The following is a 22,423-nucleotide window of genomic DNA, read 5'->3' as shown; positions in this document are numbered from 1 at the left end:
AAAGCCCCGCCGGAATCCCCCGGCGGGGCTTTTTCAGACCCAGGCATCGTCACCGACGATGACGCCGCCATCGTCAAATAACGCGACGCGCGACACCCTTGCCAGAAATGCGCCGAACAACGGACATCGTCTTCACTCGGGCGAAGGTGGCAATCTTCATCGACGGATGTTTTTGGCACGGGTGCCCGGCGCACTATCAGCGACCCGTAGCGAATCGTAACTACTGGGACGAGAAGATTCTCCGGAATCGGGCGCGCGATGCCGAGACCAGATCAGCCCTGGCCGACAAAGGATGGAGGGTGCTCGAGTTCTGGGAGCATGAGGAGGCGGAGGCTGTTGTGGAGATCATCCGGGAACAGCTAAATGCAGCACTTGCTGCCCTGAGGTCCCCTTCCCTTCTGCAGCGGCAATGACCTGCGTCAGAAGGAAGCGGGGCTTTCGACCGGGCGCTTTCGTGGCTTGGTTGCCGGAAGTCAACCGATTGTCGCCTGATGCGGGCGGGACGTGCTTGCAGTTCTCCCCGATGAGCGCGGATGTAAGCCACGGTCAATCGCGCAGAAGATCATGACTCGCGTTCGTTTCCTTCAGCGCCATCGGGAGCGCCTCCGAGAAGGGGAGGCCGGGATACTTTGCATAGGTGTGTCGGTGCCACCGAGAAGGGTGGCGCGGGCGCCCGTCAACCATCCAAGTGGTGACCCCGCATGCATCGATCTCAGTTTGCAGCCAGGCCAGTTGGTTTCGGAAATGCTGTCGCGCACGTCCCGACGGCTCCTGGCAGCCGTAGGCGAGGATCACGGCATCAGCGGCCGCAAGGGCTTCGGTGAGAGCCGAGCGCGCATCGAGCCAACCGTCGGGTTCGGCGCCGGCCTCAGCGATGCCGCCTGTACGATGCGTGGGGATGGCGAAGACATTTGCAGTTGCCACGGACGCGTAGCCAAGCGTGTCTTTCGCCTGACCTACTCGTTGGCGCGTCCGTGTCCCGCTTGACGTTGGAGGGTTTGAGAGGATGACGAGGAGGTGGCCTTCCTCGCGTGAGGGGGGAGCGTTTCTCACAGCTTTCAGAGCCTGTCGATCCACGTCTCTTGCTCTCGGTCGTCCCATGCGTTGCCTGAGCGGACGATGCCGAGCGCACGTATCCGATCGACGAGTCCCGAAATGAGCGCCTGCGCGTGCCGGGCCTGCAACTCGGTCGGCGAACTCACTCGCTGTGACGTCAGCTCGTAGACGACCTCGAATTGCTCACGCGCATCGGAAATTCCGAGGCGCCCGAAAGCCTCCCGAATAAGCCTTCGCTGATCTGGTGTAATCATCGCAAGTGAAGTTGCGGCGTGTCCAGGCTGGTTCCCGAGATCGAAGAGGGAGGGTTCAACGGACACTCGGGTGGCTCCTTGGGGCTGGCGTATTCACCGGCAAGAGGGAACGGCCTCGGTTCTGGCCGGGATCAATGGCGAAAGCTGTCGATCCCATTGTTCCTTATCGATCGGTAGCAGACGTGCCAGTGGAACTGACCGCTCGGGCCGATCATGCCAAACGCTGGGGATCTTTTGGGTATCAGTTTCCTCGCGCCCTATGGCTTCGTTGCCTTTTCGAGTGATCAGGAGAATGCCGTTCCAGCCGCACGTGGTTGTCGTTCGTCGCTTAGACTCGCTGCCAGCTGGCATCCTTGACCTGGTGCGCGGCGATCGCATGATGAGAGCAGTACCTGGGCTTCGAACAGCGAGCAGGGAACCATTCCACCCCCACCAGCGTTACCTCTGACATGAAGTCCATTGTGTACAGCCAGACCGGTGACCCGTCCGTGCTCCAGCTCGTCGATCGGCCGGCGACCGAACCCGGAGCCGGCGAGGTGCGGGTGCGGATCGTGGTCAGCGGGGTGAACCCCACCGACTGGAAGTCGCGCCGCGGCTCGGCCCCGGGCCAGGCGTTGGCGTTCGACGACGTCGTGCCCGGCCAGGACGGTGCCGGGATTGTGGAGGCGGTCGGCGCCGGCGTGACGCACGTCAGCGTGGGCGACCGGGTGTGGCTGGCGCTCGCCGCGTACCAGCGGGCGAACAGCGGCACGGCCCAGGAGCATGCTGTGCTCCCGGCGGAGCGCGTGTTCCCGCTGCCGGCGAGCGCGAGCTTCGACCAGGGCGCGAGCCTCGGGGTGCCGGCGATCACGGCGTACCGTGCGCTGACGGTGGCCGATGACGGACCGCGGCGGCTGCACCCGGGCGCGCTGGCGGGGAAGGTGGTGCTCGTGGCCGGTGGAGCAGGTGCGGTCGGTCACGCGGCGATCCAACTGGCCCGGTGGGCGGGAGCATCCGTCGTCACGACCGTTAGTGGACCGGCGAAAGCGGCGCTCGCCACGGCAGCCGGCGCGCAGCACGTGCTCACCTACACCGACCCGGACGTCGTCGAACAGATCCGGGTAATCGCACCGGAGGGCGTCGACCTGATCGTGGAGGTTGCGCCGGCCCAGAACGCGCCGCTCGACCTGGCCGTCATCCGCAACCGCGGGTCGATCGCGGTCTACGCCAACAACGGCGGCGACCAGGTGACCCTCGACGTGCGCCAGCACTTCAGCCTCAACGTGCGCTACCAGTTCGTGCTCCTCTACACGGTCGGCGCCGACGTGATCCGGGCGGCGGCCGAGGACATCAACGCGGCCCTGGTCGATGGCGCGCTGACTGTGGGGGAGGAGGCGGGGCTGCCGCTGCACCGCACCGACCTCGCGCATACGGCGGATGCGCATGCGCTGGTCGAGAGCGGGGTTGTCGGGAAGGTGCTGATCGACGTTTCGGCGGAGGAATTCGCGGGGTGATCTGCGGAGCTGGCCCAGTGCCGGCACTGCTCCGGTCAGTCGAGGAGTTGCCGAGAGGTCGGGGAGGAATCGTTCGGCGTGCCGGGATCTCGGGAGTTCCATGCGCTTTACAATATACCCCTGGGGGTATTACATTGGACGATAGACGCCAGGAGCGACCCGGAAGGGGAGTCCCTGCCACACCGTCCTGAAGGAGACCCCATGCTTATCGAACGCATCTATGACGAAGACCTCGCCCAGGCCAGCTATCTGATCGGCTGCCAGCGGAAGGGCGAAGCGGTCGTCGTCGATCCTCGCCGCGACATTGCCGTCTACCAGGCCGTTGCCGCCGCGAACGGGATGAAAATCGTCGCCGTCACCGAGACTCACATCCACGCCGACTATCTCTCCGGCACCCGCGAACTGGCCGCCGCCACCGGTGCGACCATCTACGTGTCCGGTGAGGGTGGAGTCGACTGGCAGTACCGGTTCGAGGGCGAACGTCTGCACGACGGTGACGCAATCACCATCGGCAACATCACCGTGCAGGCCGTGCACACCCCCGGTCACACCCCCGAGCACCTGTCCTTCCTGGTCACCGACGGCGCGTTCAGCGACCAGCCCGGCTACCTGCTCTCCGGCGACTTCGTCTTCTCCGGCGACCTCGGTCGGCCCGACCTGCTCGACGAGGCGGCCGGCGGCGTCGACACCCGGTTCGCCGGGGCGAAGCAGATGTTCGCCAGCCTGCGGGACAAGTTCCTCACCCTCCCCGATTACGTGCAGGTGCACCCGGGCCACGGCGCCGGCAGCGCCTGCGGCAAGGCCCTCGGCGCGGTGCCATCTACCACGGTCGGCTACGAGCGCCTCTACTCTTGGTGGGGCCCGTACCTGGTCGCCAACGACGAAGAGGGGTTCATCAACGAGCTGCTCGACGGCCAGCCCGACGCGCCCGCCTACTTCGGTCGGATGAAGCGTCAGAACCGGCAGGGGCCGGCGATCATGGGGGAGCGTGCCCCGCTGCAGGAGCTGCCCGCCGCGTCGATCGCCCAGGGTCTCGCCGAGAACACGGTGACCTTCGTCGACACCCGCCACAACACCGAGGTGCACGACGGCACCGTGGCCGGCTCCCTGAACATCCCGGCCGGCAAGAGCGTGGCCACCTACGCCGCGTGGGCCGTCGACCCCGAGCGGGACGTGCGCCCGCTCGTGCTGCTGGCCGCCGACCAGGAGCAGGCCCAGGAGTTCTGGGACCACCTGGTGCGCGTCGGCATCGACACGGTGAGCGGCTACGTCACCGGGCTCGACGGCCTGCCGATGAGCACACCGCGGCTGGTCCAGCCCGCGGAGCTCGACGGCTTCGAGGCGGCACTTGTGCTCGACGTGCGCGCGAAGAGCGAGCACACCGCCGGTCACATCCCCGGCTCCCCGCAACTGCACGGCGGTCGCGTGCTCTGGAACCTGGACCAGCTCCCGGCCGAGGGCACCATCGTGACCTACTGCCAGAGCGGCGTTCGCAGTTCGGTCGTGGCCAGCGCGCTGCGCCACGAGGGCTATGACGTGGTGGAGCTTGACGGCAGCTACCTCGGCTGGGTCGCCCAGCAAGAGTCCCTGCAGTCGTACGCCAACCGCTGACGGCCGAGGGCGTTTGGTTTCACCGGCTCGTGATTCTCCAGAGGGCGGCCCCGTTCGCGTGGTCGCCCTCTGGCGTTGTGCGGAAAAGGGCCTGTCGGCGGTGGAACCGGGAGCGCCAGCAGGCCGGTGTTCGCCGGGCACATTCACATAGACGAACCCTGCGCCGTGATGCAGCCGACCCATACGCCGTCGCGAGCTCGGGTGATACCCACGAACAGTTCGCGGCGGTCGCGCTCGTCGCGTTCGATCTGGGAATCGGTCCACCCCGCTCCGATGACGCCAGGGGACATCAGGCGCTCGGCGATCCAGGGCAGCAGCACCTGCTTGAACTCCAGGCCTTTGGCACGCTTGATCGTGCCGACCTTCACGGCATCCGTCGGGCGACCGTCGTAATCGGTGAGTTCGATCACGGGAATTCCCGCGGTGCGGAGCAGCGTTACCGCGTCACGCACCTGCCTGGTGGTGGAGCAGAGCACACCCACGTCACCCCAGCCCACACTCACGCTCTGCGCGGCCCGGCGGATGTGCTGCACCATCTTGCCGTCGTGCTCGGTTCGGGTGCGCGCCCGGGCGAAGAGGGGACGTTCGCCGTGTCGCGGCGAGGTGATCGCGGCGGTGCTGGCTGCGGTGCCTTCAATGTCGACGTAGCTGCCCCCGTCGACGACGCGAGCCGCCAGGGCGAGGATCTCGGCGGTGTTGCGGTAGTTCACGTCCATGATCACACCGCGGCCGGCGACAGAGAGGCCGGCCTCGGCGAGGGTGTAGCCGCCGGGGTAGATGGTCTGTTGGCCGTCGCCGATCAGGGTGAAGGCATCCGCACCGTCACCGGCCACGGTGGCGAGCATGCGGATCATTGCGCACGACAGGTCCTGAGCCTCGTCGACGATGACGGCGGTGTACCCGACCATGGGTTTGGCGCGCAGAGCCGCTTCGGCGAGCAGAATCAGGTCGGCGTAGTCGTGCGCCTCGCGAGTGCGCAGAAGCGATTCGTAGCGTTGGTAGAGCGCCCAGACCGAGCGTCGCTGGTCGAGGGTGAGGCGGCGGCGCCGGCCGATGCGGGCACAGTCGGCGTACTCGTCGAAGCTGGTCAGACCGCGGCCCTTGATCACGTGGTCGAGCTCCTCCCGCCAGTAACGGGAATTCGTGTCGATTTTCGACAGCGGGCCGCAGGTCTGCTTGTAAGCCTCGTCGAATGATTGATCGGCCAGCTTGCTGTTGACGCGCACGTCGATGCCGCGCTCGTCGAGCACCCTGCGGGCGAATTGGTGCACGCCGCTGAACTCCACGTGACCCTCGACATCCGGGGCCATGCGGCCGAGCAGGTTGCTCAGTACATCGGGCAGCGTGCGCACGAACGTGGTCACGAGCACGCGGGCGTTCGCCTGGGACCGTGCCAGGTACGCGGCACGGTGCAGCCCTACGACGGTCTTGCCGGTGCCGGCAGCCCCACGGATGCGAGAGGGTCCGTTGAAACTGCGGCGCACCAACTTGGCCTGGTCGGGATGCAGGAACGTCATCCACTCCTCGATCGGAGGGGCAAGGAGGCCTTCGAGGATCGCGGCCTCGATGTCGCTCTCGCTCGGGAGATGGTCCAGATCGAGAGCGGGTTCCGGGCCGATGATCGGTTCGGGCAGGGTCACATCGACCGGTGCCGGCGCGCCGATCAAGGGGAAGTACGTGATCGCGGCGGCCAACACCTGCTCGACGGCGGAGGCGGTGAGTCGCTGCCCGCGGCGGGCGATGTGGCGCACGATGTCACCTTCACCGACAATCTCAACTCCGCCGACCGACGCGTTGACGCCCTTGTGCCCGGCGAAAACGACCACTGGTCGCACCTCGCCCGGGGCGAGGCCGATCTCGGCCAGAGCCGCCTCAGTCTTCCAAGCGAGGTCGGCCAGACCGTCGAACTCGTCGGTGACATCGGCTTGCCCGCGGAATACCCGGCCCGCGGCGATGATCGGGTCTTTCCACGCCTTGGTGTCCACGATGAACAGGCCGCCCGGCCCGACGACGACCATGTCGACCTGAGCGCGACGGCTGCCGGGCCACTGTCGATCCGGCAGGAAGTGGTAGCCGGCCGCGGCGAGGGGGGCGAGAACGTGGGCGATGCGCTTTTCGCTGTCGGCGGCGGCGAAGTAGTTGGCGGCCTTGGCCCGCGAGGATTCAGCGGCGAGTGCGTGCGCTTCTGAGAGCGCGAGTTGCCGCGTTGCTTCGCTCCAAGCCGATCCCCCTGCCGACATGCGCCCCCCGAGCCTAGATACAGGCTGAGCTTATCGGCATGTACTTCATCGGGGCGCCCCCTCGCGGTGGGGAAGAGGTGAGGCTGGCCCTGCACCGCACAGACCTCGCGCACTCGGCGGATGCCCATGCCCTAGTCGAGAGAGGCGTCGTCGGGAAGGTGGTGATCGACGCGTCGGCTGGGTGATCGGCACAACGCCGGCGTTCGGCGCCGGCGCCGACGGTCAGTAAGCGCCGGTGAGTACGGTGGGCTTGGCGCCGCTCAGAAGTGCGGCGCTGCCGGAGACACCGAGGCGGCTCGCGCCGGCTTCGATCATGGCGAGGGCGTCATCGTAGCTGCGCACGCCGCCCGACGCCTTCACCTGGGCCCGGTCGCCCACGGTTTCCTTCATCAGGCGCACGGCGTGCACGGTCGCCCGGCCGGCGGGGTGGAAGCCGGTGGAGGTCTTGACGAAGTCGGCACCCGCGGCGACGGCGGCCTGGCAGACGGCGACGATTTGGGCATCCGTCAGCGCTGCGGATTCGATGATGACCTTGAGCACCTTCGGTGCCGGGATGCTCGCGCGCACGGCGGCGATATCGGCCTGCACGTCGTCGAAGCGGCCGGCCTCGGCCGCACCGATGTCGATGACCATGTCGATCTCGTCGGCGCCCTGCTCGATGGAGAGCGCGGCCTCGGCGGCCTTGATGACGCTGTGGTGCTTGCCGCTGGGGAAGCCGCAGACGACCGCGACCTTGAGGTCGGCGCCGGCGGGGATCGTGAGCGGCAGCATCGACGGCGAAACACAGATCGAGTAGGTGCCGAGCTCGACGGCCTCGGCAATGAGTGCGGTCACGTCTGCTGCGGTGGCCTCGGGCTTCAGGAGGGTGTGGTCGATGTAATTGGCGACGATAGCGGCGCTGAGGGGGATGGTGGGGGTCGAAATCACGGTTTGTCCTTAGTTGGTGACGAGGGCGGGTGCGGTGAGGGTGGCGTGCGCTGCCGCGATGACGGCGTCGAAGTGGATGCCGCGGCGGCGGAGAACCTGAGGTCCGCTGCCCGACTCGCCGAATTGCTCGATCGATACCACCCGCCCGTCGAGGCCGACCCAGCGGTACCAGGCGTCGCCGCTGCCCGCCTCGACGGCGACCCGGGCGCGCAGCGCCGCCGGCAGCACGGACTCGCGGTAGTCGGCGGTCTGCTCGGCGAACCACTCAACGCACGGCAGCGACACGACACGGGTGGAGATGCCCTCGTCTGCCAGGCGGGCGGCGGCCTCGATCGCGAGGTGAACCTCACTGCCGGTGGCGAGGATCGCCAGGTCGCTGCCGTTGCCGTGCTGCCAGCGCACGTAGCCGCCAGCGGTCACGCCCACGGGGGTGGTGTCGGTGCTGTCCAGCACGGGCAGGTCCTGCCGGCTGAGGATGAGCGCGACCGGCCGGTCGGGGGAGGCGAGGATGCGGCGCCAGGCCGCGACCACCTCGACGGAGTCTGCGGGGCGCACCACGTCGAGCCCCGGAACCGTGCGAAGTGACGCGATCTGCTCGACCGGCTGGTGGGTGGGGCCGTCTTCGCCGACGGCGACGGAGTCGTGGGTGTACACGTACACCGCGCCGAGCCCCATCAGCGCGCCGAGACGGATGCTCGGCCGCATGTAGTCGCTGAAGACCAGGTACGTGGAGGCGAACGGGCGCCATGGGCCCTGCAAGGCGATGCCGTTGAGGATGGCGGCCATGGCGTGCTCGCGGATGCCGAACCGGATGAACTCGCCGCCGGGATTCGCGGCAGAGAAGCGGTCGCCGTCGACCTCCACGGTGGTGGAACCGGCGAGATCGGCCGAGCCGCCCCACAAGGGTGCGGTGCCCTGCAGGGCGCGGAGTACGGCGCCGTTGGTCTTGCGGGTGGCGATGATGTCGCCGGCGCTGCCGACGTTCACAGTGTCGAGGGCGGAGCTGTCGAACTCGCCACCGCGGAAGGCGGTCCAACGAGCCGCCGCTGCGGGATCGCCGGTGCTCCAGGCAGCAAGGTCGGCCTCCCAGTCGCGGTGGAGTCGCTCGCCGCGGGTGAGCGCGCCCCGGGTGTGCGCGAGGGTCTCGGGGCTGACGAGGTCCTCGAGGGGAGCGTCGGGTGCGAAGCCCAGCGTTGTCTTCACCGCGGCGAGCTCGTCGGCGCCGAAACCGCCCGAGTGCGCGGCAGACGTGCCGCCGAACTTCGCGGAGGGGGCACCGATGACGGTGCGGAGCGCGACGAGGGTGGGGCGGCCGGTGCGTTCCGCCGCCGCGCGGAGGGTGGCCTCGAGGGCGTCAAGGTCGTCGGGGGTGTCGATCTCGAGCACGCGCCATCCGTAGGCCCGGTACCGGGCGCGCACATCTTCGGTGAAGGTGTCGGCGGTGCCGGAGTCGATGGTGATGCCGTTGTCGTCCCAGATGAGAACCAGGTTGTCGAGGCCGAGCGTGCCGGCCAGGCTCGACGCCTCACCGGAGACACCCTCCTGAAGGCATCCGTCGCCCGCCAGCACCCAGGTGGTGTGGTCGAGCAGGGTGGAGCCGGGGGTGAACACTGCGCTCTCGTGCCTGGCGGCCATGGCCATGCCCACCGCGGAGGCGACGCCCTGGCCGAGCGGGCCGGTGCTCATCTCCACGCCGACGGTGTGGTGCACCTCGGGGTGTCCGGGCGTCTTCGAGCCGAGGGTGCGGCTCTTGGCGAGGTCGTCGAGGGTGAGGCCGTAGCCGGTGAGGAACAGCTGGGTGTACAGCAGAAGGCTGGCGTGACCGGCCGAAAGAATGAAGCGGTCTCGGGCAGGCCAGTCCGGGTGGGCGGGGGAGTGCCGCAGAACTCGGGAGAACAACACGTGGGACAATGGCGCCAATGCCATGGCGGTGCCGCCGTGTCCGTGTCCTTTGGCCTGCACTACGTGGGCGGCCAGGGCCTGGGCGCTCGCGACAGCACGGGCGTCGAGCTCGGTTTGCGTCGTCGTTGACGGGGGATTCGTGGATTCGGTAGCCATGGGAGACACTTTGGTATACAAATGTACTTAAGTCAACAACGGATCCGACGGGTGTGCAGTGCTCCCGCGGATGCGTCGGAGAGGTAAGGATTCGATGGCGCACACTCTATCCACGGGCTCGGGCGTGGTGCTCGGCCTGATCCGATCCGGCCTCGCCACCACCCGCAGCGACCTCATCGACCAGCTCGGCTGGTCGCGGATCACCCTGGCGCGGCGTCTGGACGAACTGCTGCTTGCGTCGATCGTGGTGAGTGTGGGGCAACTCGATTCACGCGGCGGCCGCCCGCCCGAGGAGTTCGCGGTCAATCCGCACGCCGGACTGCTGCTCGCCGTGGACATTGGCGGGTCACACACCCGCCTGGCCATCACCGACCTGGTCTCCACCATCCTCAGCGAGGATGAAGCCGACATCGGACTGAGCGAGGGCCCGGCCGAGATCTTCGAATGGGCCGGCCAGGTCTTCGACCACATGCTCGACCGGCTCGGCAAGACCCGGGCCGACGTGGTGGGCATCGGCGTGGGAGTGCCCGGCCCGGTCGATTCTGTGACCGGGCGACTCGCCACCCCGCAGGTGGACGCGCAGTGGGACGGCGTCTTGGTCAAGGACTACTTCGCCGGCCGCTTCAACAATGCCGTCTTCGCCGTGGACCGGGACGTGAACATCATGGCGCTCGCCGAGGCGCGGCGGGGCTGGAGCGAATACCGGGACGTCACGGTGCTCAAAGCCGGCATCGGTGTCGGTCTGGCATTTGTGCTCGACGGCTCGATCTACCACGGCTCCCGGGGAGGCGCGGGCGATCTCAGCCCGGTGCGCTCCGGCGGAGCCCGCACCGAACGTCTCGAGACGATCGCCAGCGGTGCCGTGATCCGCCGCGAACTGCAGCGCCGGGGCTACCGCGTGCGCACCAGCAACGACATCGTCGGCCTCGCCAAACAGGGCGACCCGGAGGTGCTGCGGCTGCTCAGCGAGACCGGCACCGCCATCGGGCAGAGCCTGGCGCACGTGGTGGGCCTGCTCAACCCGCAGGCCGTGGTGGTCGGAGGCAACCTCGCCCAGGCCGGCGAGCCCTTCCTCGGGGCCATCCGCGACGCTATCTTCGCCGGCGCCCGCGACTTCGCCCTGCAGGGGCTGGTGGTGGAGAAATCCCGGCTCGGCCACATCGCCGGCATCACGGGAGCCTCGCTCATCGCCCAGGACGCACTCTTCGAGGCCGACCGCATCAGCCGGCTTACCCGCGGCGGCCTGCCCGGTGTCTCCCTGCTCGTTCCATCGATCTGATTCGAGCTCGGGGCGGTTCCCACGCTGCCTGCGCCCCCCATCCGCTGCCCCCGACGCCATCTCGAGACGCCAGGCAGTCAATCTCAAAAAACTTTGGTTCATTTGTAGACAAAAGGTCGCTTAGGCTTATACAGTCATCCCAGTCGCCCTCGCAGTCAAAGGGTGGCTCGAATCCAAACAAAGGAGTTCAGTCGTGGCTTTCAACCTCGCCGAATCACTGTCGTCCATCGTGACCCAGGCGAATGCAGCCGACTGGCGTGCCGCGATCCGTCTCGCCGGCGACGGTCTCGTGTCCGGTGGAGCAACCACGGATGCCTACACCGACGAGATGATCGCCGCTGTCGAGAAGCACGGCCCGTACATCGTCATCGCCCCGGGCATCGCCCTGGCGCACTCCCGGCCGTCGTCGGCGGTTCTCACCGGCGGACTCAGCTGGGTGAGCCTGGCCACCCCCGTCGAATTCGGCAACAAAGCCAACGACCCCGTCAACCTCGTGATCGGGCTCGCCGCCGTCGACCACGACACTCACCTCACAGTGATGCGTGCGCTGGCCGGTGTTCTCTCCGACAGCTTGGCCATGGCGCGCCTCACCGAGGCCACCAGCCCGGACGACGTTCGCGCCGTGCTCGGCGGGCTCGCCGCGGTCGCCTAACGCGCGGCACACGCATCCACCCCACACTTCTCCCCACTTATCTCACCCAATCGAAAGGCACCCCATGAAGATCATCGCCGTCTGTGGAATGGGCATCGGTACGTCCGTGCTCCTGAAAATGAACGCCGAAAAGGTTCTCGCGAAGCTCGGTATCGATGCGGATGTCGAGGCCGCCGATATGGGTGTGGCCCGCGGCGCCGCGCAGACGGCCGAAATCGTGCTCACCTCCCAGGAACTCGCCGAGGAACTCGGCGATGTGCCCGCCGAGGTCATCGTAATCAACAACTTCTTCGATCTCGAGGAGATCACCGAGAAGCTCACCGCCGCAGTCGAGTAACCCCTTCACCATCCGCTCTCTCACAGAATAAGGAGCACCCCACAATGGAGTGGCTCGTCGTCGTACTGAATTTCATCGGGCAGCAGATTCTCAATGTGCCGGCCTATCTCATCGGCATCATCACCGCCATCGGGCTGATGGCGCTCAAGCGCAACTCCGGACAGGTGATCGGCGGTGCCCTCAAGGCCGCGCTCGGCTTCCTGATCCTCGGTGCCGGCGCCAACGTCGTGGTGGGCTCGCTTGACCCGCTGGGCAGACTGATCCTCGCGGTGACCGGCGCCCAGGGCGTTATCCCCACCAACGAGGTCATCACCGCCATCGCGCAGGAGCAGTTCGGCGCCCAGAGCGCCTACGTGCTCACCCTCGGGTTCCTCGTGATGCTTGCGCTGGCCCGCTTCACGCCGCTCAAGTACGTGTTCCTCACCGGGCACCACATGGTCTTCATGGCCACCATGCTCACCGTGGTGCTCTCCGTCGGTTTCGGAAAGGGCTCCAGCTGGCTCGTGGTCATCATCGGTGCGCTGCTGCTCGGCGTGATCATGGTGGTCATGCCCGCGTTCGTGCACCCCTGGACCAAGAAGATCACCGGCAACGACACCATCGCCATCGGCCACTTCGGCACCCTGGGCTACATCGCTGCCGGTGCGGCGGGCCAGGCCGTGGGTCGTCGCAGCAAGTCGACCGAAGAGATCAAGTTCCCGCAGGGGCTCAAATTCCTGCGCGACTCGATGGTCGCCACGTCGCTGTCTATGGTGCTCATCTACCTGGTCTTCGCCGTCTGGGGCCTCATTGCCCTGCCGCTGAAGGAGGCGCTCGACATCTTCGGCTCCGCCGACGCCGGCGCGTTCATCATGGCGGCCTTTGCACAGGCCCTGCAGTTCGGTGTGGGCGTCGCGGTCATCCTCTACGGTGTGCGCACGGTGCTCGGCGAGCTGGTGCCCGCATTCCAGGGCATCGCTGAGAAGGTTGTGCCCGGTGCGCGTCCCGCCCTCGACATCCCGATCGTGTTCCCGTTCGGCGCCAACGCCGTGCTGATCGGCTTCCTGAGCTCCTTCGCCGGTGGCCTCCTCGCACTGGGTGTCCTGGCAATCTGGCTGAACCCGGTGTTCGGGCTCGCGCTGATCCTCCCCGGCATGGTGCCTCACTTCTTCACCGGCGGTGGAGCCGGCGTCTACGGCAACGCGACGGGTGGACGAATCGGCGCCATGGTCGGTGGATTCGTCAACGGCGTGATCATCACCATCCTCCCCGCCATCCTGCTGCTGGTCCTCGGCGACTTCGGCTTCGCCAACAGCACGTTCGGCGACGCCGACTTCGGCTGGTTCGGCACCCTCATCGGGGTCAGCGTCGGCGTCGGCGGTGGCCTCGGAGTCATCCTCGCGATCCTCATCGCGGTGGTGCTGGTCAGCGTCGCGATCGTCTACCAGATCCGCGTTGTGGACAAGGGCTGGGTGCCCGGTGCCAAGCGCGACGTCTGGATCGCGGAGGAGAAGGCGGCCGAAAAGGTCATCCTCGACGCCGAGAAGGCGCGACGCAAGGCAGAGAGGGAAGCAGCGGCCCAGGCCGTCTAGCTTCACCGGTTCTCTGTTTCGCCGGAGGGCGGCTCCGCGGTGCGGGGTCGCCCTCTGTTCGTGTCGGGAGGGTTCCGGGTGCGGTCGGGCACGCGGCGATTCGACACTGCACATGTACATCCCGACTATGCTGATGTACATTTGAGGCATGTCGAAGTCAAGCGTCACCGACGCCAGGGCGCGCCTGCCCGAGTTGATCGCCCAGGCCAGCTCAGAGGCCGTCTTCCTGGAGCGTCGCGGAAAGGTCGCCGCCGTGCTGGTGAGCCCCGAGCAGTACGCGCGCATGCAAGAAGCGCTTGAGGATGCTGAAGATGTCGCGGCGTTTGATGTCGCGATGGCCGACGAGGGCGACAACATTCCCTGGGAGCAGGTTAAAGCGGATCTCGGCTGGATGTGAGCAAGTACCGGATCGAATTGCGCCCGGCAGCGGTCAAAGCGCTGCGGCGCATTGATCCGCAGGATCGCGGTCGGGTACAAGGCGCCATCGCCCTGCTGGGCGAAGACCCTCGCCCGCCCGGGGCCAGAGCGTTGCAAGGACGGGACGGCTATCGGGTGCGGGTGGGCAACTATCGGATTATCTACACCATCCGCAACGACATCCTTGTGGTGGTCGTGGTCACCGTCGGTCATCGCCGGGACGTGTACGAGTAGCGCGTGATCTGCCGGGACCGGCACCCGGACGGGGAGGCGGCGACTGCGGTCGGGTGCACCGTGGCAGTGTCGTGCTCGCGGCCGGCGGAGTAGGCGCCGACGGCGGGCGCGGACGCCGGCGTTTAGTACGCGCCGGTCAGGACCGGTGTGGCGCCGCTGAGTAGTGCGGCGCTGCCGGAGACGCCGAGGCGGCTGGCGCCGGCGTCGAGCATGGCGAGGGCGTCGTCGAAGCTGCGCACGCCGCCCGATGCCTTCACCTGGGCTCGGTCGCCCACGGTTCGCTTCATCAGGCGCACGGCGTGCAGGGTCGCCCCGCCGGCGGGGTGGAAGCCGGTGGAGGTCTTGACGAAGTCGGCGCCCGCGGCCACGGCGGCCTGGCAGACGGAGACGATCTGGGCATCCGTCAACGCTGCGGATTCGATGATGACCTTGAGCACCTTCGGCGCCGGGATGCTCGCGCGCACTGCGGCGATGTCGGCCTGCACAGCGGCGAACCGGCCGGCCTTGACGGCGCCGATGTCGATGACCATGTCGATCTCGTCGGCGCCCTGTTCGATGGCGAGCGCGGCCTCGGCGGCCTTGATGGCGCTGTGGTGCTTGCCGCTGGGGAAGCCGCAGACGACCGCGACCTTGAGGTCGGCGCCGGCGGGGATCGTGAGCGGCAGCATCGACGGCGAGACACAGACGGAGTAGGTGCCGAGCCTGATGGCCTCGGCGATGAGGGCCGTCACGTCGGCGGTGGTGGCCTCGGGCGTGAGCAGGGTGTGGTCGATCTGGCGAGCGACGCTTACGGCGGTGGCGGCGATAGTGGGGGTGGAAATCATGGTTTGTCCTTAGTTGGTGACGGGTGCGGGTGTGGGTTCGCCTTGGCGCTCCAGGACCATGACGAAGGCGCGGTAGAGCACCAGGCCGAGGGCAGCGACCGCCGCGAGAATCAACAACACCGTTCCGTAGGAGGACGCCTGGTCGGTGCCGGCGACGCCGCCGAGCAGGTTGGGCTTCAGGTTCATCAGTGCTGCGGTGTAGGCGATGCCGATCGGCACGGCAATGTTGATGGTGAGGTTGTAGAAGCCGATGGCGATACCAGAGTTCTCGACCGGCACCCGCCCAATGGCGGTCGACACGAGGGGGCCGTACATCAGCGCGAAGCCCATCCCGAACAAGATCATCGAGATCACGAAGATCCCGATCCACTTGTCCACCACCAGTGCCGGGATCAGCATCGAGGCGATGATCACGATCAACGCCGTGGTGATGGCCTGCTTGGAGGTGAGGACCCGGGCGATCTTGCCGGTGGCCGAGCCGACTAGCACGGCGGCGATATAGCCGGGGATCAGCAGTAGGGAGACCTCTCCGAGGTTGTAGCCGTAGATGTCGGACACCAGGAACGGGAAGAGGAAGGTGTAGCCCAGCTGGACCGAATAGATGACGAACACCACGATGATCATCAGCGAGTACTGAGCGTTGGCGAAGAACGCGATGGTGATCACGGCGTTGTCGTGGGTACGGATGTGCCAGATGAACAGGATCAGCCCCGCGACGACTGGCATTAGGTACCACAGGTTGAAATTCTGCATGAACAGGATGATGCCGGTGGCGAACACCGCGATCAGGAACAGCCCGAAAACGTCGACGTGGCCCTCATTCGTTGCCTCCGCGGCAACCGTACGGAGCACGAGCGGGATGGTCAGCAGGGAAAGCAAGGTGACCAGGAAGAAGGCCGCCCAGCCGATGTAGGTGGCGATGAAGCCGCTGCCGACGGTGCCGATCAGTAGCGACAGCTGGAAGGCTGCGGTGCTGAAGCCCAGATACTTCTTCTGCTCGTCGCCCCTGAAATGCTTGGTGACGTAGATCACGTAGAGGGTCTCGGCGGCCGCCAAGCCGGCGGTCTGGATGAGTCGGCCGACCAGGATCAGCCAGAAGTTGGTCTGGAAGACGAAGCCGACGATCGAGCCGATCGTCATGACGATGATCGCGAAAATGATGAGCTTCCGGATACTGATCGAGTCGGCCAGTGCGGCGTAGACCACAGCACCGATACCGATCAGGATGCCGGTCAGAGTGGCTTGCAGGCTGACGGTGTTGACGGGCAGGTTGAGATCCAGCGCCAGTGCCGGCGACATGAACTTGAAGCCATTGTCCAGCACCAGCGAAAACACGAAGAGGAACAACAGGATGGGGACGGCCCGGGTCGGTGTGAAGACCTGGGTTGGACGCGCGGCGTTAGTCGTGGTGCTCATCAGATCAGTTCCAGCGCGATCTCGATCATTCCGGTGAAGGCGGTCTGCCGTTCCTCGGGGGTGGTCTTGGCGCCGGTGACGAGCTGGTCGCTAACGGTGAAGATGCCAAGCGCATCGACGCCCCCGGCCGCGGCGTTGGCGAACAGGCCTGCCGACTCCATCTCGGCGGCCAGGACGCCCATCTTCATCCACTTCCCCATGGCGTCGGGATCGGCGCCGTAGAACAGGTCGGACGAGAGCACATTGCCCACGTGGGTGCGTTGACCGCGCTCGTCGGCGATCCGTTTGGCGTGCTCGAGCAGCCTGTACGACGACAGAGGCGCCCATGAACCGGGCAGGTTGAACTGCTGCAGGTAATTGGAGTCGGTCGACGCGCCCTGGGCGATAACCACGTCGTAGAGCTCCATTTTCTCCTGCATGGCGCCGCAGCTGCCCACCCGGATCAGGTTCTTAACCCCAAAGAAGTGGATCAACTCATAGCTGTAGAGCGAGATGGAGGGGATGCCCATGCCCGTGCCCATCACGGACACGGGGCGCCCCCGGTAAGTGCCCGTAAAACCCAACATGTTACGAACCGTGTTGAAGCAGCGGATGTCGTCGAAGTATGTCTCGGCGATGAACTTCGCTCTCAGAGGGTCCCCCGGAAGGAGGATCGTCTCGGCGATGTCCACCCCCTTCGGATCGATGTGCGGCGTGCTGCGCGTGGTGGGATACAGGCCCTTCGTCGTTGACTGTGATCCGACCCTCGTGGTGGTTGAACTCATGTTGACTCCTTCGTCGATGCAGTATGAGGTTATACCTCTCCGGTCACATATCAAATGTGGTACGTTCGGCGTTGACAAGGAGGTCTCGTGACGACCCGTTTGGAATCGCACCCGTTCTTGCACCAGCAGCTCCAGCTCGCCGTCGGCCAGCCGATTCGAGTCGCCGTCTACACGCGGCTCGCGGATGGAATCCGCTCCGGCGTGTTCCGGCTCGGCGAAATGCTACCGAGGGAAACGGAGCTCTCGGCGATGCTCGGCGTCAGCCGCACACCCGTACGCGAGGCGCTGATGCTCCTCGAAGAAGACGGGTTACTTGTCACCCGCCGCGGAGTTGGGCGATTCGTCACGGACTTCATCCCGCACGGCGGACTGGAGCAGCTGCGGCCATTTGAGATCGCCTTAGCCGACCCGAACATGACGTTGGCTGTCCAGCCGGTGCGTTTCGAGTTGGAAGGGGTTACAGACTTCGTGGCCCACCGGCTCTCGCTCGACCCGGCTGCCAACGCCTGGATCCGCGAGAGCGTCTTGCTGCAGGATGGCATTCCCGTTGCCACTGTTCAAGAGCATCTCCCCGCTGGGCGCTACCTTAGTGAGGTGAGCGCGCGAATCGCATCCGAACTCCCGGAGCTCGCCGCCGAGCCACGGACACTCCTCGCCTCCATGCAGGCCAACGGCCACGTCTTCACAAACGGCGTGTGCCAGATCGTCGCAACCGACGCTGGCCCCACGCGAGCGAAACTGCTGAACATAGGGCCGTCAGCGGCGGTCCTCATCCTCACCCAGACAGCGGAGCACGGCGGAGTTCCCATCTACGCCGCAAAATGTGTCGTCGCGCCCGGTCACGGGTCGCTCTCGGTAAGGCAACATAACCCTAACTAGAGGCACTCCGGCGGGGGCAGGCTGAGGCGACGTCGGCGCCGGCGGTCAGTACGCGCCGGTCAGGACCGGTGTGGCACCGCTGAGCAGTGCGGCGCTGCCCGAAACGCCGAGGCGGCTCGCGCCGGCGGCGAGCATGGCGAGGGCGTCATCGTAGCTGCGCACGCCGCCCGACGCTTTGACTTCGGCCCGGTCGCCCACGGTCTGCTTCATCAGGCGAACGGCGTGCACGGTCGCCCCGCCGGCGGGGTGGAAGCCGGTGGAGGTCTTGACGAAGTCGGCTCCTGCGGCGACGGATGCCTGGCAGGCGGCGACGATCTCGGCATCCGTCAGCGCCGCGGATTCGATGATCACCTTGAGCACCTTCGGTACCGGAACGCTCGCGCGCACGGCGGCGATATCGGCCTGCACGACGTCGAAACGGCCGGCCTCGGCCGCACCGATGTCGATGACCATGTCGACCTCGTCCGCGCCCTGCTCGATGGCGAGGGCGGCCTCGGCGGCCTTGATGGCGGAGTGGTGCTTGCCGCTGGGGAAACCGCAGACGACCGCGACCTTGAGGTCGGCGCCGGCAGGGATCGTGAGCGGCAGCATCGACGGCGAGACACAGACGGAGTAGGTGCCGAGCCGGATGGCCTCGGCGATGAGGGCCGTCACGTCTGCGGCGGTGGCCTCGGGCGTGAGCAGGGTGTGGTCGATCTGGCGGGCGACGCTGGCGGCGTCGGGGGAGAGGGAGGTCATGTTGCTAGTCCTTGGTTGGTGATGAGTTCGGGGATGCCCTGCAGCTTGGCGGGGAGGGCGTTGTGCGCGGCGGCAATGACGCATCGAGATGGATGCCGCGGCGGCGCAGCACATCGGGGCCGCTACGGGACTCGCCGGATTCATCAACGGAGACCACACGGCCATCGGTACTCAACGATACCAAGCGTCGCCACAACGCGAGATTCCTTCGGATGTCTGGAGCGCGTGAGATACTTGTATCTCAAGGAGGTTCACGTGGCCATTTCAGTACGACTGACTCCCGAGGATGAACAACGTCTTGAGCAGCTCGCGGCGCGCACGGGGCGCTCGAAGACCTTTTACGTTCGCGAGGCGATCCACGAGCATCTCGATGACCTGGAAGAACGGTATTGGGCCGATCGGGTCATTCGCGAGTGGGAGGAATCCGGAAAGAAGAGCCGGCCTGCGGATGAGTTGTGGGCTGAACTCGGGCTATGAGCCGCTGGCGATTGGAAACTACGGCGGAATTCGATCGCGCGGCCCGAAAACTCGACAGATCAGCGCTGATCCGGGTGAAGAAATACCTGGACGGGTTGCTGGACCTGGATGACCCGCGTGAGCGGGGGCGTCGCCTGACCGCAGACCTCTCAGGCTATTGGCGCTTCCGTATCGGCGATTATCGCTTGATCGTCGAGATTCACGACGACGTACTGGTTCTGATTGCAGTCGGCCTGGGGCACCGGTCCGAAATCTATCGAAAGGGTTAGGAAGCGGGCCTACGGCAGGTCGACGAGCTGCTTGCCGAGCGGCAGGAGCGCGACCGGGATCAGCTTGAAGTCGGCGATTCCGAACGGGATGCCGATGATCGTGATGCAGAGCGCGATGCCCGAGACGAGGTGGGTGAGGGCGATCCGCCAGCGGCCAGCACCACCCAGACGAGGTTGCCGAGGAAGGACCCGATGCCCGCGTTCTCGGCGTCCTCGACCACGCCGTGTCGGTGGACGATATTCCGCCCTCATGGCGACCGCATGTGCTGCACGGGGAGGGCGAATCGGGCCGCAACGTGGAGGGCCACTACGCGATCTGGGTTTCGGGGAATTGGCGTCTCACCTTCTCGTTTGAGGGCACTGATGTCGTGCTCCTCGACTACGTGGACTACCACTGAACAAAGAGCGACCAGGAAGGACTGACCGAAGATGACCGGAATGCACAACCCCCCCCCCCACCCGGGCCTGCTGCTTGAGGACTATCTCGGGGAGGTGAGCCTCGCCGAGGCCGCACGGCGCCTCGGCGTTACTCGGGCGACCCTCTCTCGCCTCCGCCATGGCCACTCTGGCGTCACCGCAGACATGGCAGTTCGCCTGAGCCTGCTTCTGGGAACGAGCGCGGAACTCTGGCTGGGAATGCAGACTGCCCACGACCTCTGGAACGAAAAGCAGAAGCCTCGGCCGAAGGTTCTCCCGCTCGCAGGGTAATGGGCGCCCACGTTCCGGAGGATGAGACGCTTAGGCCGAGGGGTCAGACGGCCGGCCCGGCGGCATCCGTCACCGCGTCGAGCACGGCCCGCACGGTCGCCGGGTCGCCGAGGATGCGGAAGTGCCCGCCGACGCTCAGCCGGATGTTGCGGGCGCCGACGAGTTCACTGCCCTCGGGGATGTGCGGGTCGAAGACCCCGTAGATGGATGTGATGCGGTCGTTGACCCGGCGGTCCAGGCCGAGGCCGTGCAGGGCGGCGTTGGCGGGGGCGAAGGCACGGATGCTCGGAACGACCCAGTAACGGGCATAGCGGGAGCCGGCGAAAGGAGCACTGATCGCGGTCATCGCGCTCACCCGGCCGCCGGGGTCATTGGTCGCCATGAGCTGTTTGCCGATCAGGCCGCCCTTGCTGTGCGCCACGATGATGACACCGGTCAGGTTCTCCCGGTCAAGGTAAGCGGCGACGGTCGCGGCGGCATCCGTCAGGGAACGCCGGTTGCGGCCGAGCGCCGCCACCACGTGCACCGGATGCCCGTGGTCGTGCAGGGTCTGGATCAGCGGCCGCATGAACTGCCAGGATTCGTACACCCCGGGGATGATGACGATCGGGGCCTTGCCGCCGGAGCTGAAGTCCGCCGGCCGGGCGCGGGAGAAGAAGGCGCGGGTCTGCCCTGTCGCCGCGTACACGTAGTCGAGCATCCACCACCTGGCCTCGCGCAGCCGGCGGCTCAGCAGGCGGGGGTTCAGCAAACGGTGCCTCATGGGGCCGGCCGCGCGACCGGCGGATGCTGCCGGACGTGTTCCTCGATGCGGGCGGCGGTCTGCGCGGCGGCGCTGTGGTGCACCAGGTGCCGGTGCCCCGGGACTTCCAGGAGTTGCCCGTGTGGCGCGGCGGCGGCCAGCACGGCACACCAGTCGCTGCCCGAGACGGGATCGTCGGCGCCGCGAACCACGAGGGTGGGGGAACGCGCCTCGCGGAGGGCCAGGTCGGTGCGGTATTCGAGCATGGGGACGAGCTCGGTGGAGAACCAGCGCGGGCCGCACTCGAGGTAGTCCTGGAAGACGATCAGGTTGCCCGACGGTGGCTCCTTGACCACATCCCGGGTGAGGGCCATCGCCTGTTGCAGCGCCGACGCCCGGCGGGGATCGGTGACGGCGCCGATCAGAACCAGGTGGGAGACGGCATCCGGGCGTTGCCGGGCCAGCTCCGTGACGAACTGGGCGCCCATCGAATGGCCCACCACGACCACCCGCGGCACCGCGAGCTGGTCAAGCAGCCGGCCGAGCAGGGCGCCGTATTCTTCGACGGTGAGCGTCCGCGCGGGCCTGCGGGTGCCGCCGAACCCGGGGAGGTCGACCGAATGGGTGTGCCCGGTGAGAGCCAGACGCTTCTGAATCCGGCGGTAGTAGCGGTGCGACGCCCCGATGCCGTGCACGAGCAGGTAGGTCGGCGCCTCCGACGACCGGGAGGCGCTGGGGATGGAGTGCACCGTGAACTGATGCCCGTCCACCTCGACTCTGCGGCCACGGGCAGTCACGGCGGCTACGCGTCGTCGTTCGGCACGCACACGGTCGGTGCTCGTCACGGGGGTTTCCTTCGGGTTCAGGTCGGGAATCCTAGCGCCCTGAGGGGGCGGCCGGTCTGAGAAGTCGCGGGCGGGGACATCCGTCACTGATAAGACGGCTCCCGGCTGGATTCGTCACGCCCGCGGCGCCGATCGGTGGTCTGGCCGGAAGGATGCCCAGGTCCCCGCAATCCCGCAGGATAGAAGGCATGGCCCACCGTCAACGAACACCCACCGATCCTGACGCCACCGGTGGCCGGGCGGTCAAGACGTGCTCCTCGTGCGGGCGGCGCATCGAGTGGCGCGCGAAGTGGGCGAACAACTGGGATTCGGTGAAGTATTGCTCGGCCGCCTGCCGCGCTCGTGGAGTCAGCGCGACAGACCTCCGGCTTGAGGAGACAATCGTTTCGCTGCTCAGTGCGCGGGCCACGGATGCCACGATCTGCCCGTCCGACGCGGCGAAAGTGGTCGGCGGGGAGGGGTGGCGCGAACTGATGGAACCGGCCCGACGAGCCGCACGCCGCATGGTCGCCCGCGGTGAACTGCAGATCACCCAGGGCGGCGCCGTGGTCGATCCGTCGACAGCGAAGGGGCCGATTCGGTTGCGGCGGGTGCGGTAGCTTGGCTCCGACCACGCGGCGAATGCGGGCCTT

General features: G+C 66.9%; 27 protein-coding genes. 15 read left to right on the top strand and 12 right to left on the bottom strand.

The window, feature by feature from the left end; genetic code table 11:
- Positions 1–107 precede the first annotated feature (107 nt).
- Complete coding sequence (locus tag IWX89_RS19085) at positions 108–413, top strand: very short patch repair protein (protein ID WP_374220499.1); 306 nt, start codon at positions 108–110, stop codon at positions 411–413.
- A 133-nt stretch (positions 414–546) separates the two neighbouring features.
- Here IWX89_RS19085 and IWX89_RS07440 read toward each other — a convergent pair whose 3' ends face one another.
- The gene (locus IWX89_RS07440; protein WP_231382980.1) at positions 547–1,101 is read right to left on the bottom strand and encodes a DUF1643 domain-containing protein; all 555 of its coding nucleotides are present in this window, start codon (positions 1,099–1,101) and stop codon (positions 547–549) included.
- A complete protein-coding gene (locus tag IWX89_RS07435) occupies positions 1,059–1,376 on the bottom strand; it encodes a hypothetical protein (protein WP_196902906.1) in 318 nt (105 codons plus the stop codon). Before IWX89_RS07435 ends, IWX89_RS07440 begins: the two co-directional genes overlap by 43 nt.
- 383 nt (positions 1,377–1,759) lie before the next feature.
- Here IWX89_RS07435 and IWX89_RS07430 point away from each other — a divergent pair, with 383 nt between their 5' ends.
- A complete protein-coding gene (locus tag IWX89_RS07430; RefSeq protein WP_196902905.1) occupies positions 1,760–2,803 on the top strand; it encodes an NADPH:quinone reductase in 1,044 nt (347 codons plus the stop codon).
- Between the two features lie 201 nt (positions 2,804–3,004).
- On the top strand, positions 3,005–4,414 hold the full coding sequence (locus IWX89_RS07425) for a rhodanese-like domain-containing protein (protein WP_196902904.1): 1,410 nt from the start codon (positions 3,005–3,007) through the stop codon (positions 4,412–4,414).
- 143 nt (positions 4,415–4,557) lie between these two features.
- Here IWX89_RS07425 and IWX89_RS07420 read toward each other — a convergent pair whose 3' ends face one another.
- The 3 genes from IWX89_RS07420 to tkt all read right to left on the bottom strand — a co-directional run bounded on the left by IWX89_RS07420 (position 4,558) and on the right by tkt (position 9,639).
- Complete coding sequence (locus tag IWX89_RS07420) at positions 4,558–6,654, bottom strand: nuclease-related domain-containing DEAD/DEAH box helicase (protein WP_196902903.1); 2,097 nt, start codon at positions 6,652–6,654, stop codon at positions 4,558–4,560.
- Between the two features lie 222 nt (positions 6,655–6,876).
- Positions 6,877–7,581, bottom strand: a complete 705-nt coding sequence (deoC, locus tag IWX89_RS07415; RefSeq protein WP_196902902.1) for a deoxyribose-phosphate aldolase — start codon at positions 7,579–7,581, stop codon at positions 6,877–6,879.
- Positions 7,582–7,590: 9 nt separating this feature from the next.
- Positions 7,591–9,639: a transketolase gene (gene tkt / locus IWX89_RS07410; protein ID WP_196902901.1), complete on the bottom strand. Its 2,049-nt coding sequence runs from the start codon at positions 9,637–9,639 to the stop codon at positions 7,591–7,593.
- A gap of 94 nt (positions 9,640–9,733) precedes the next feature.
- Between tkt and IWX89_RS07405 the strand changes: the two genes are divergently transcribed.
- The 6 genes from IWX89_RS07405 (at position 9,734) to IWX89_RS07380 (ending at position 14,129) form a co-directional block, all read left to right on the top strand.
- A complete protein-coding gene (locus IWX89_RS07405) occupies positions 9,734–10,918 on the top strand; it encodes an ROK family protein (RefSeq protein ID WP_196902900.1) in 1,185 nt (394 codons plus the stop codon).
- A gap of 193 nt (positions 10,919–11,111) precedes the next feature.
- A complete protein-coding gene (locus IWX89_RS07400) occupies positions 11,112–11,570 on the top strand; it encodes a PTS sugar transporter subunit IIA (protein WP_196902899.1) in 459 nt (152 codons plus the stop codon).
- Between the two features lie 64 nt (positions 11,571–11,634).
- Positions 11,635–11,907: a PTS sugar transporter subunit IIB gene (locus IWX89_RS07395; RefSeq protein ID WP_196902898.1), complete on the top strand. Its 273-nt coding sequence runs from the start codon at positions 11,635–11,637 to the stop codon at positions 11,905–11,907.
- 44 nt (positions 11,908–11,951) lie between these two features.
- Positions 11,952–13,478, top strand: a complete 1,527-nt coding sequence (locus IWX89_RS07390; RefSeq protein ID WP_196902897.1) for a PTS ascorbate transporter subunit IIC — start codon at positions 11,952–11,954, stop codon at positions 13,476–13,478.
- Positions 13,479–13,626: 148 nt separating this feature from the next.
- The gene (locus tag IWX89_RS07385; RefSeq protein WP_104089781.1) at positions 13,627–13,875 is read left to right on the top strand and encodes a type II toxin-antitoxin system Phd/YefM family antitoxin; all 249 of its coding nucleotides are present in this window, start codon (positions 13,627–13,629) and stop codon (positions 13,873–13,875) included.
- Complete coding sequence (locus tag IWX89_RS07380) at positions 13,872–14,129, top strand: type II toxin-antitoxin system RelE/ParE family toxin (protein ID WP_104199701.1); 258 nt, start codon at positions 13,872–13,874, stop codon at positions 14,127–14,129. The genes IWX89_RS07385 and IWX89_RS07380 overlap by 4 nt, the downstream gene beginning before the upstream one ends.
- Before the next feature lie 122 nt (positions 14,130–14,251).
- Here the strand turns inward: IWX89_RS07380 and deoC (IWX89_RS07375) are convergent, their stop codons facing one another.
- From deoC (IWX89_RS07375) to deoD, 3 genes are read right to left on the bottom strand one after another with little or no spacing between them, the layout of a single operon-like run.
- Entirely contained in the window at positions 14,252–14,953 is a 702-nt protein-coding gene (gene deoC / locus IWX89_RS07375; protein ID WP_196902896.1) for a deoxyribose-phosphate aldolase, read from the bottom strand.
- 9 nt (positions 14,954–14,962) lie between these two features.
- Positions 14,963–16,369 carry an MFS transporter gene (locus IWX89_RS07370; protein WP_196902895.1) on the bottom strand — a complete coding sequence of 469 codons (1,407 nt, stop codon included), beginning with the start codon at positions 16,367–16,369 and terminating at the stop codon, positions 14,963–14,965.
- Positions 16,369–17,133, bottom strand: coding sequence for a purine-nucleoside phosphorylase (deoD, locus tag IWX89_RS07365; protein WP_196902894.1), 765 nt, complete (start codon positions 17,131–17,133; stop codon positions 16,369–16,371). The genes IWX89_RS07370 and deoD overlap by 1 nt, the downstream gene beginning before the upstream one ends.
- Before the next feature lie 87 nt (positions 17,134–17,220).
- On the opposite strand from deoD, the gene IWX89_RS07360 reads away from it, so the two are divergent.
- Positions 17,221–18,012, top strand: coding sequence for a GntR family transcriptional regulator (locus IWX89_RS07360; RefSeq protein WP_196902893.1), 792 nt, complete (start codon positions 17,221–17,223; stop codon positions 18,010–18,012).
- Between the two features lie 45 nt (positions 18,013–18,057).
- Here IWX89_RS07360 and deoC (IWX89_RS07355) read toward each other — a convergent pair whose 3' ends face one another.
- Complete coding sequence (deoC, locus tag IWX89_RS07355; RefSeq protein WP_196902892.1) at positions 18,058–18,750, bottom strand: deoxyribose-phosphate aldolase; 693 nt, start codon at positions 18,748–18,750, stop codon at positions 18,058–18,060.
- A gap of 255 nt (positions 18,751–19,005) precedes the next feature.
- On the opposite strand from deoC (IWX89_RS07355), the gene IWX89_RS07350 reads away from it, so the two are divergent.
- Positions 19,006–19,227 carry a DUF6290 family protein gene (locus IWX89_RS07350; protein ID WP_196902891.1) on the top strand — a complete coding sequence of 74 codons (222 nt, stop codon included), beginning with the start codon at positions 19,006–19,008 and terminating at the stop codon, positions 19,225–19,227.
- A complete protein-coding gene (locus tag IWX89_RS07345) occupies positions 19,224–19,496 on the top strand; it encodes a type II toxin-antitoxin system RelE/ParE family toxin (protein ID WP_196902890.1) in 273 nt (90 codons plus the stop codon). Before IWX89_RS07350 ends, IWX89_RS07345 begins: the two co-directional genes overlap by 4 nt.
- A gap of 9 nt (positions 19,497–19,505) precedes the next feature.
- Here the strand turns inward: IWX89_RS07345 and IWX89_RS07340 are convergent, their stop codons facing one another.
- On the bottom strand, positions 19,506–19,748 hold the full coding sequence (locus IWX89_RS07340) for a YccF domain-containing protein (protein ID WP_374220498.1): 243 nt from the start codon (positions 19,746–19,748) through the stop codon (positions 19,506–19,508).
- Positions 19,749–19,759: 11 nt separating this feature from the next.
- Here IWX89_RS07340 and IWX89_RS07335 point away from each other — a divergent pair, with 11 nt between their 5' ends.
- Both IWX89_RS07335 and IWX89_RS07330 read left to right on the top strand, forming a co-directional pair.
- Entirely contained in the window at positions 19,760–19,894 is a 135-nt protein-coding gene (locus IWX89_RS07335; protein ID WP_196902889.1) for a type II toxin-antitoxin system RelE/ParE family toxin, read from the top strand.
- A gap of 31 nt (positions 19,895–19,925) precedes the next feature.
- On the top strand, positions 19,926–20,204 hold the full coding sequence (locus IWX89_RS07330) for a HigA family addiction module antitoxin (RefSeq protein WP_307836461.1): 279 nt from the start codon (positions 19,926–19,928) through the stop codon (positions 20,202–20,204).
- 43 nt (positions 20,205–20,247) lie between these two features.
- On the opposite strand, the gene IWX89_RS07325 is transcribed toward IWX89_RS07330, so the two are convergent.
- Together IWX89_RS07325 and IWX89_RS07320 are read right to left on the bottom strand one after the other, a co-directional pair.
- Positions 20,248–20,955: a triacylglycerol lipase gene (locus IWX89_RS07325; protein ID WP_231382979.1), complete on the bottom strand. Its 708-nt coding sequence runs from the start codon at positions 20,953–20,955 to the stop codon at positions 20,248–20,250.
- Positions 20,956–20,963: 8 nt separating this feature from the next.
- On the bottom strand, positions 20,964–21,791 hold the full coding sequence (locus IWX89_RS07320; RefSeq protein WP_196902886.1) for an alpha/beta fold hydrolase: 828 nt from the start codon (positions 21,789–21,791) through the stop codon (positions 20,964–20,966).
- 188 nt (positions 21,792–21,979) lie between these two features.
- Here IWX89_RS07320 and IWX89_RS07315 point away from each other — a divergent pair, with 188 nt between their 5' ends.
- Entirely contained in the window at positions 21,980–22,390 is a 411-nt protein-coding gene (locus IWX89_RS07315) for a DUF2256 and DUF3253 domain-containing protein (RefSeq protein WP_196902885.1), read from the top strand.
- Positions 22,391–22,423: the final 33 nt, after the last annotated feature.

Source organism: Cryobacterium sp. MP_M3 (assembly GCF_015752155.1).
GTDB lineage: Bacteria > Actinomycetota > Actinomycetes > Actinomycetales > Microbacteriaceae > Cryobacterium.
Note: the sequence above shows the minus strand (reverse complement) of the source record. Positions and strands in the feature narration are given on the sequence as shown.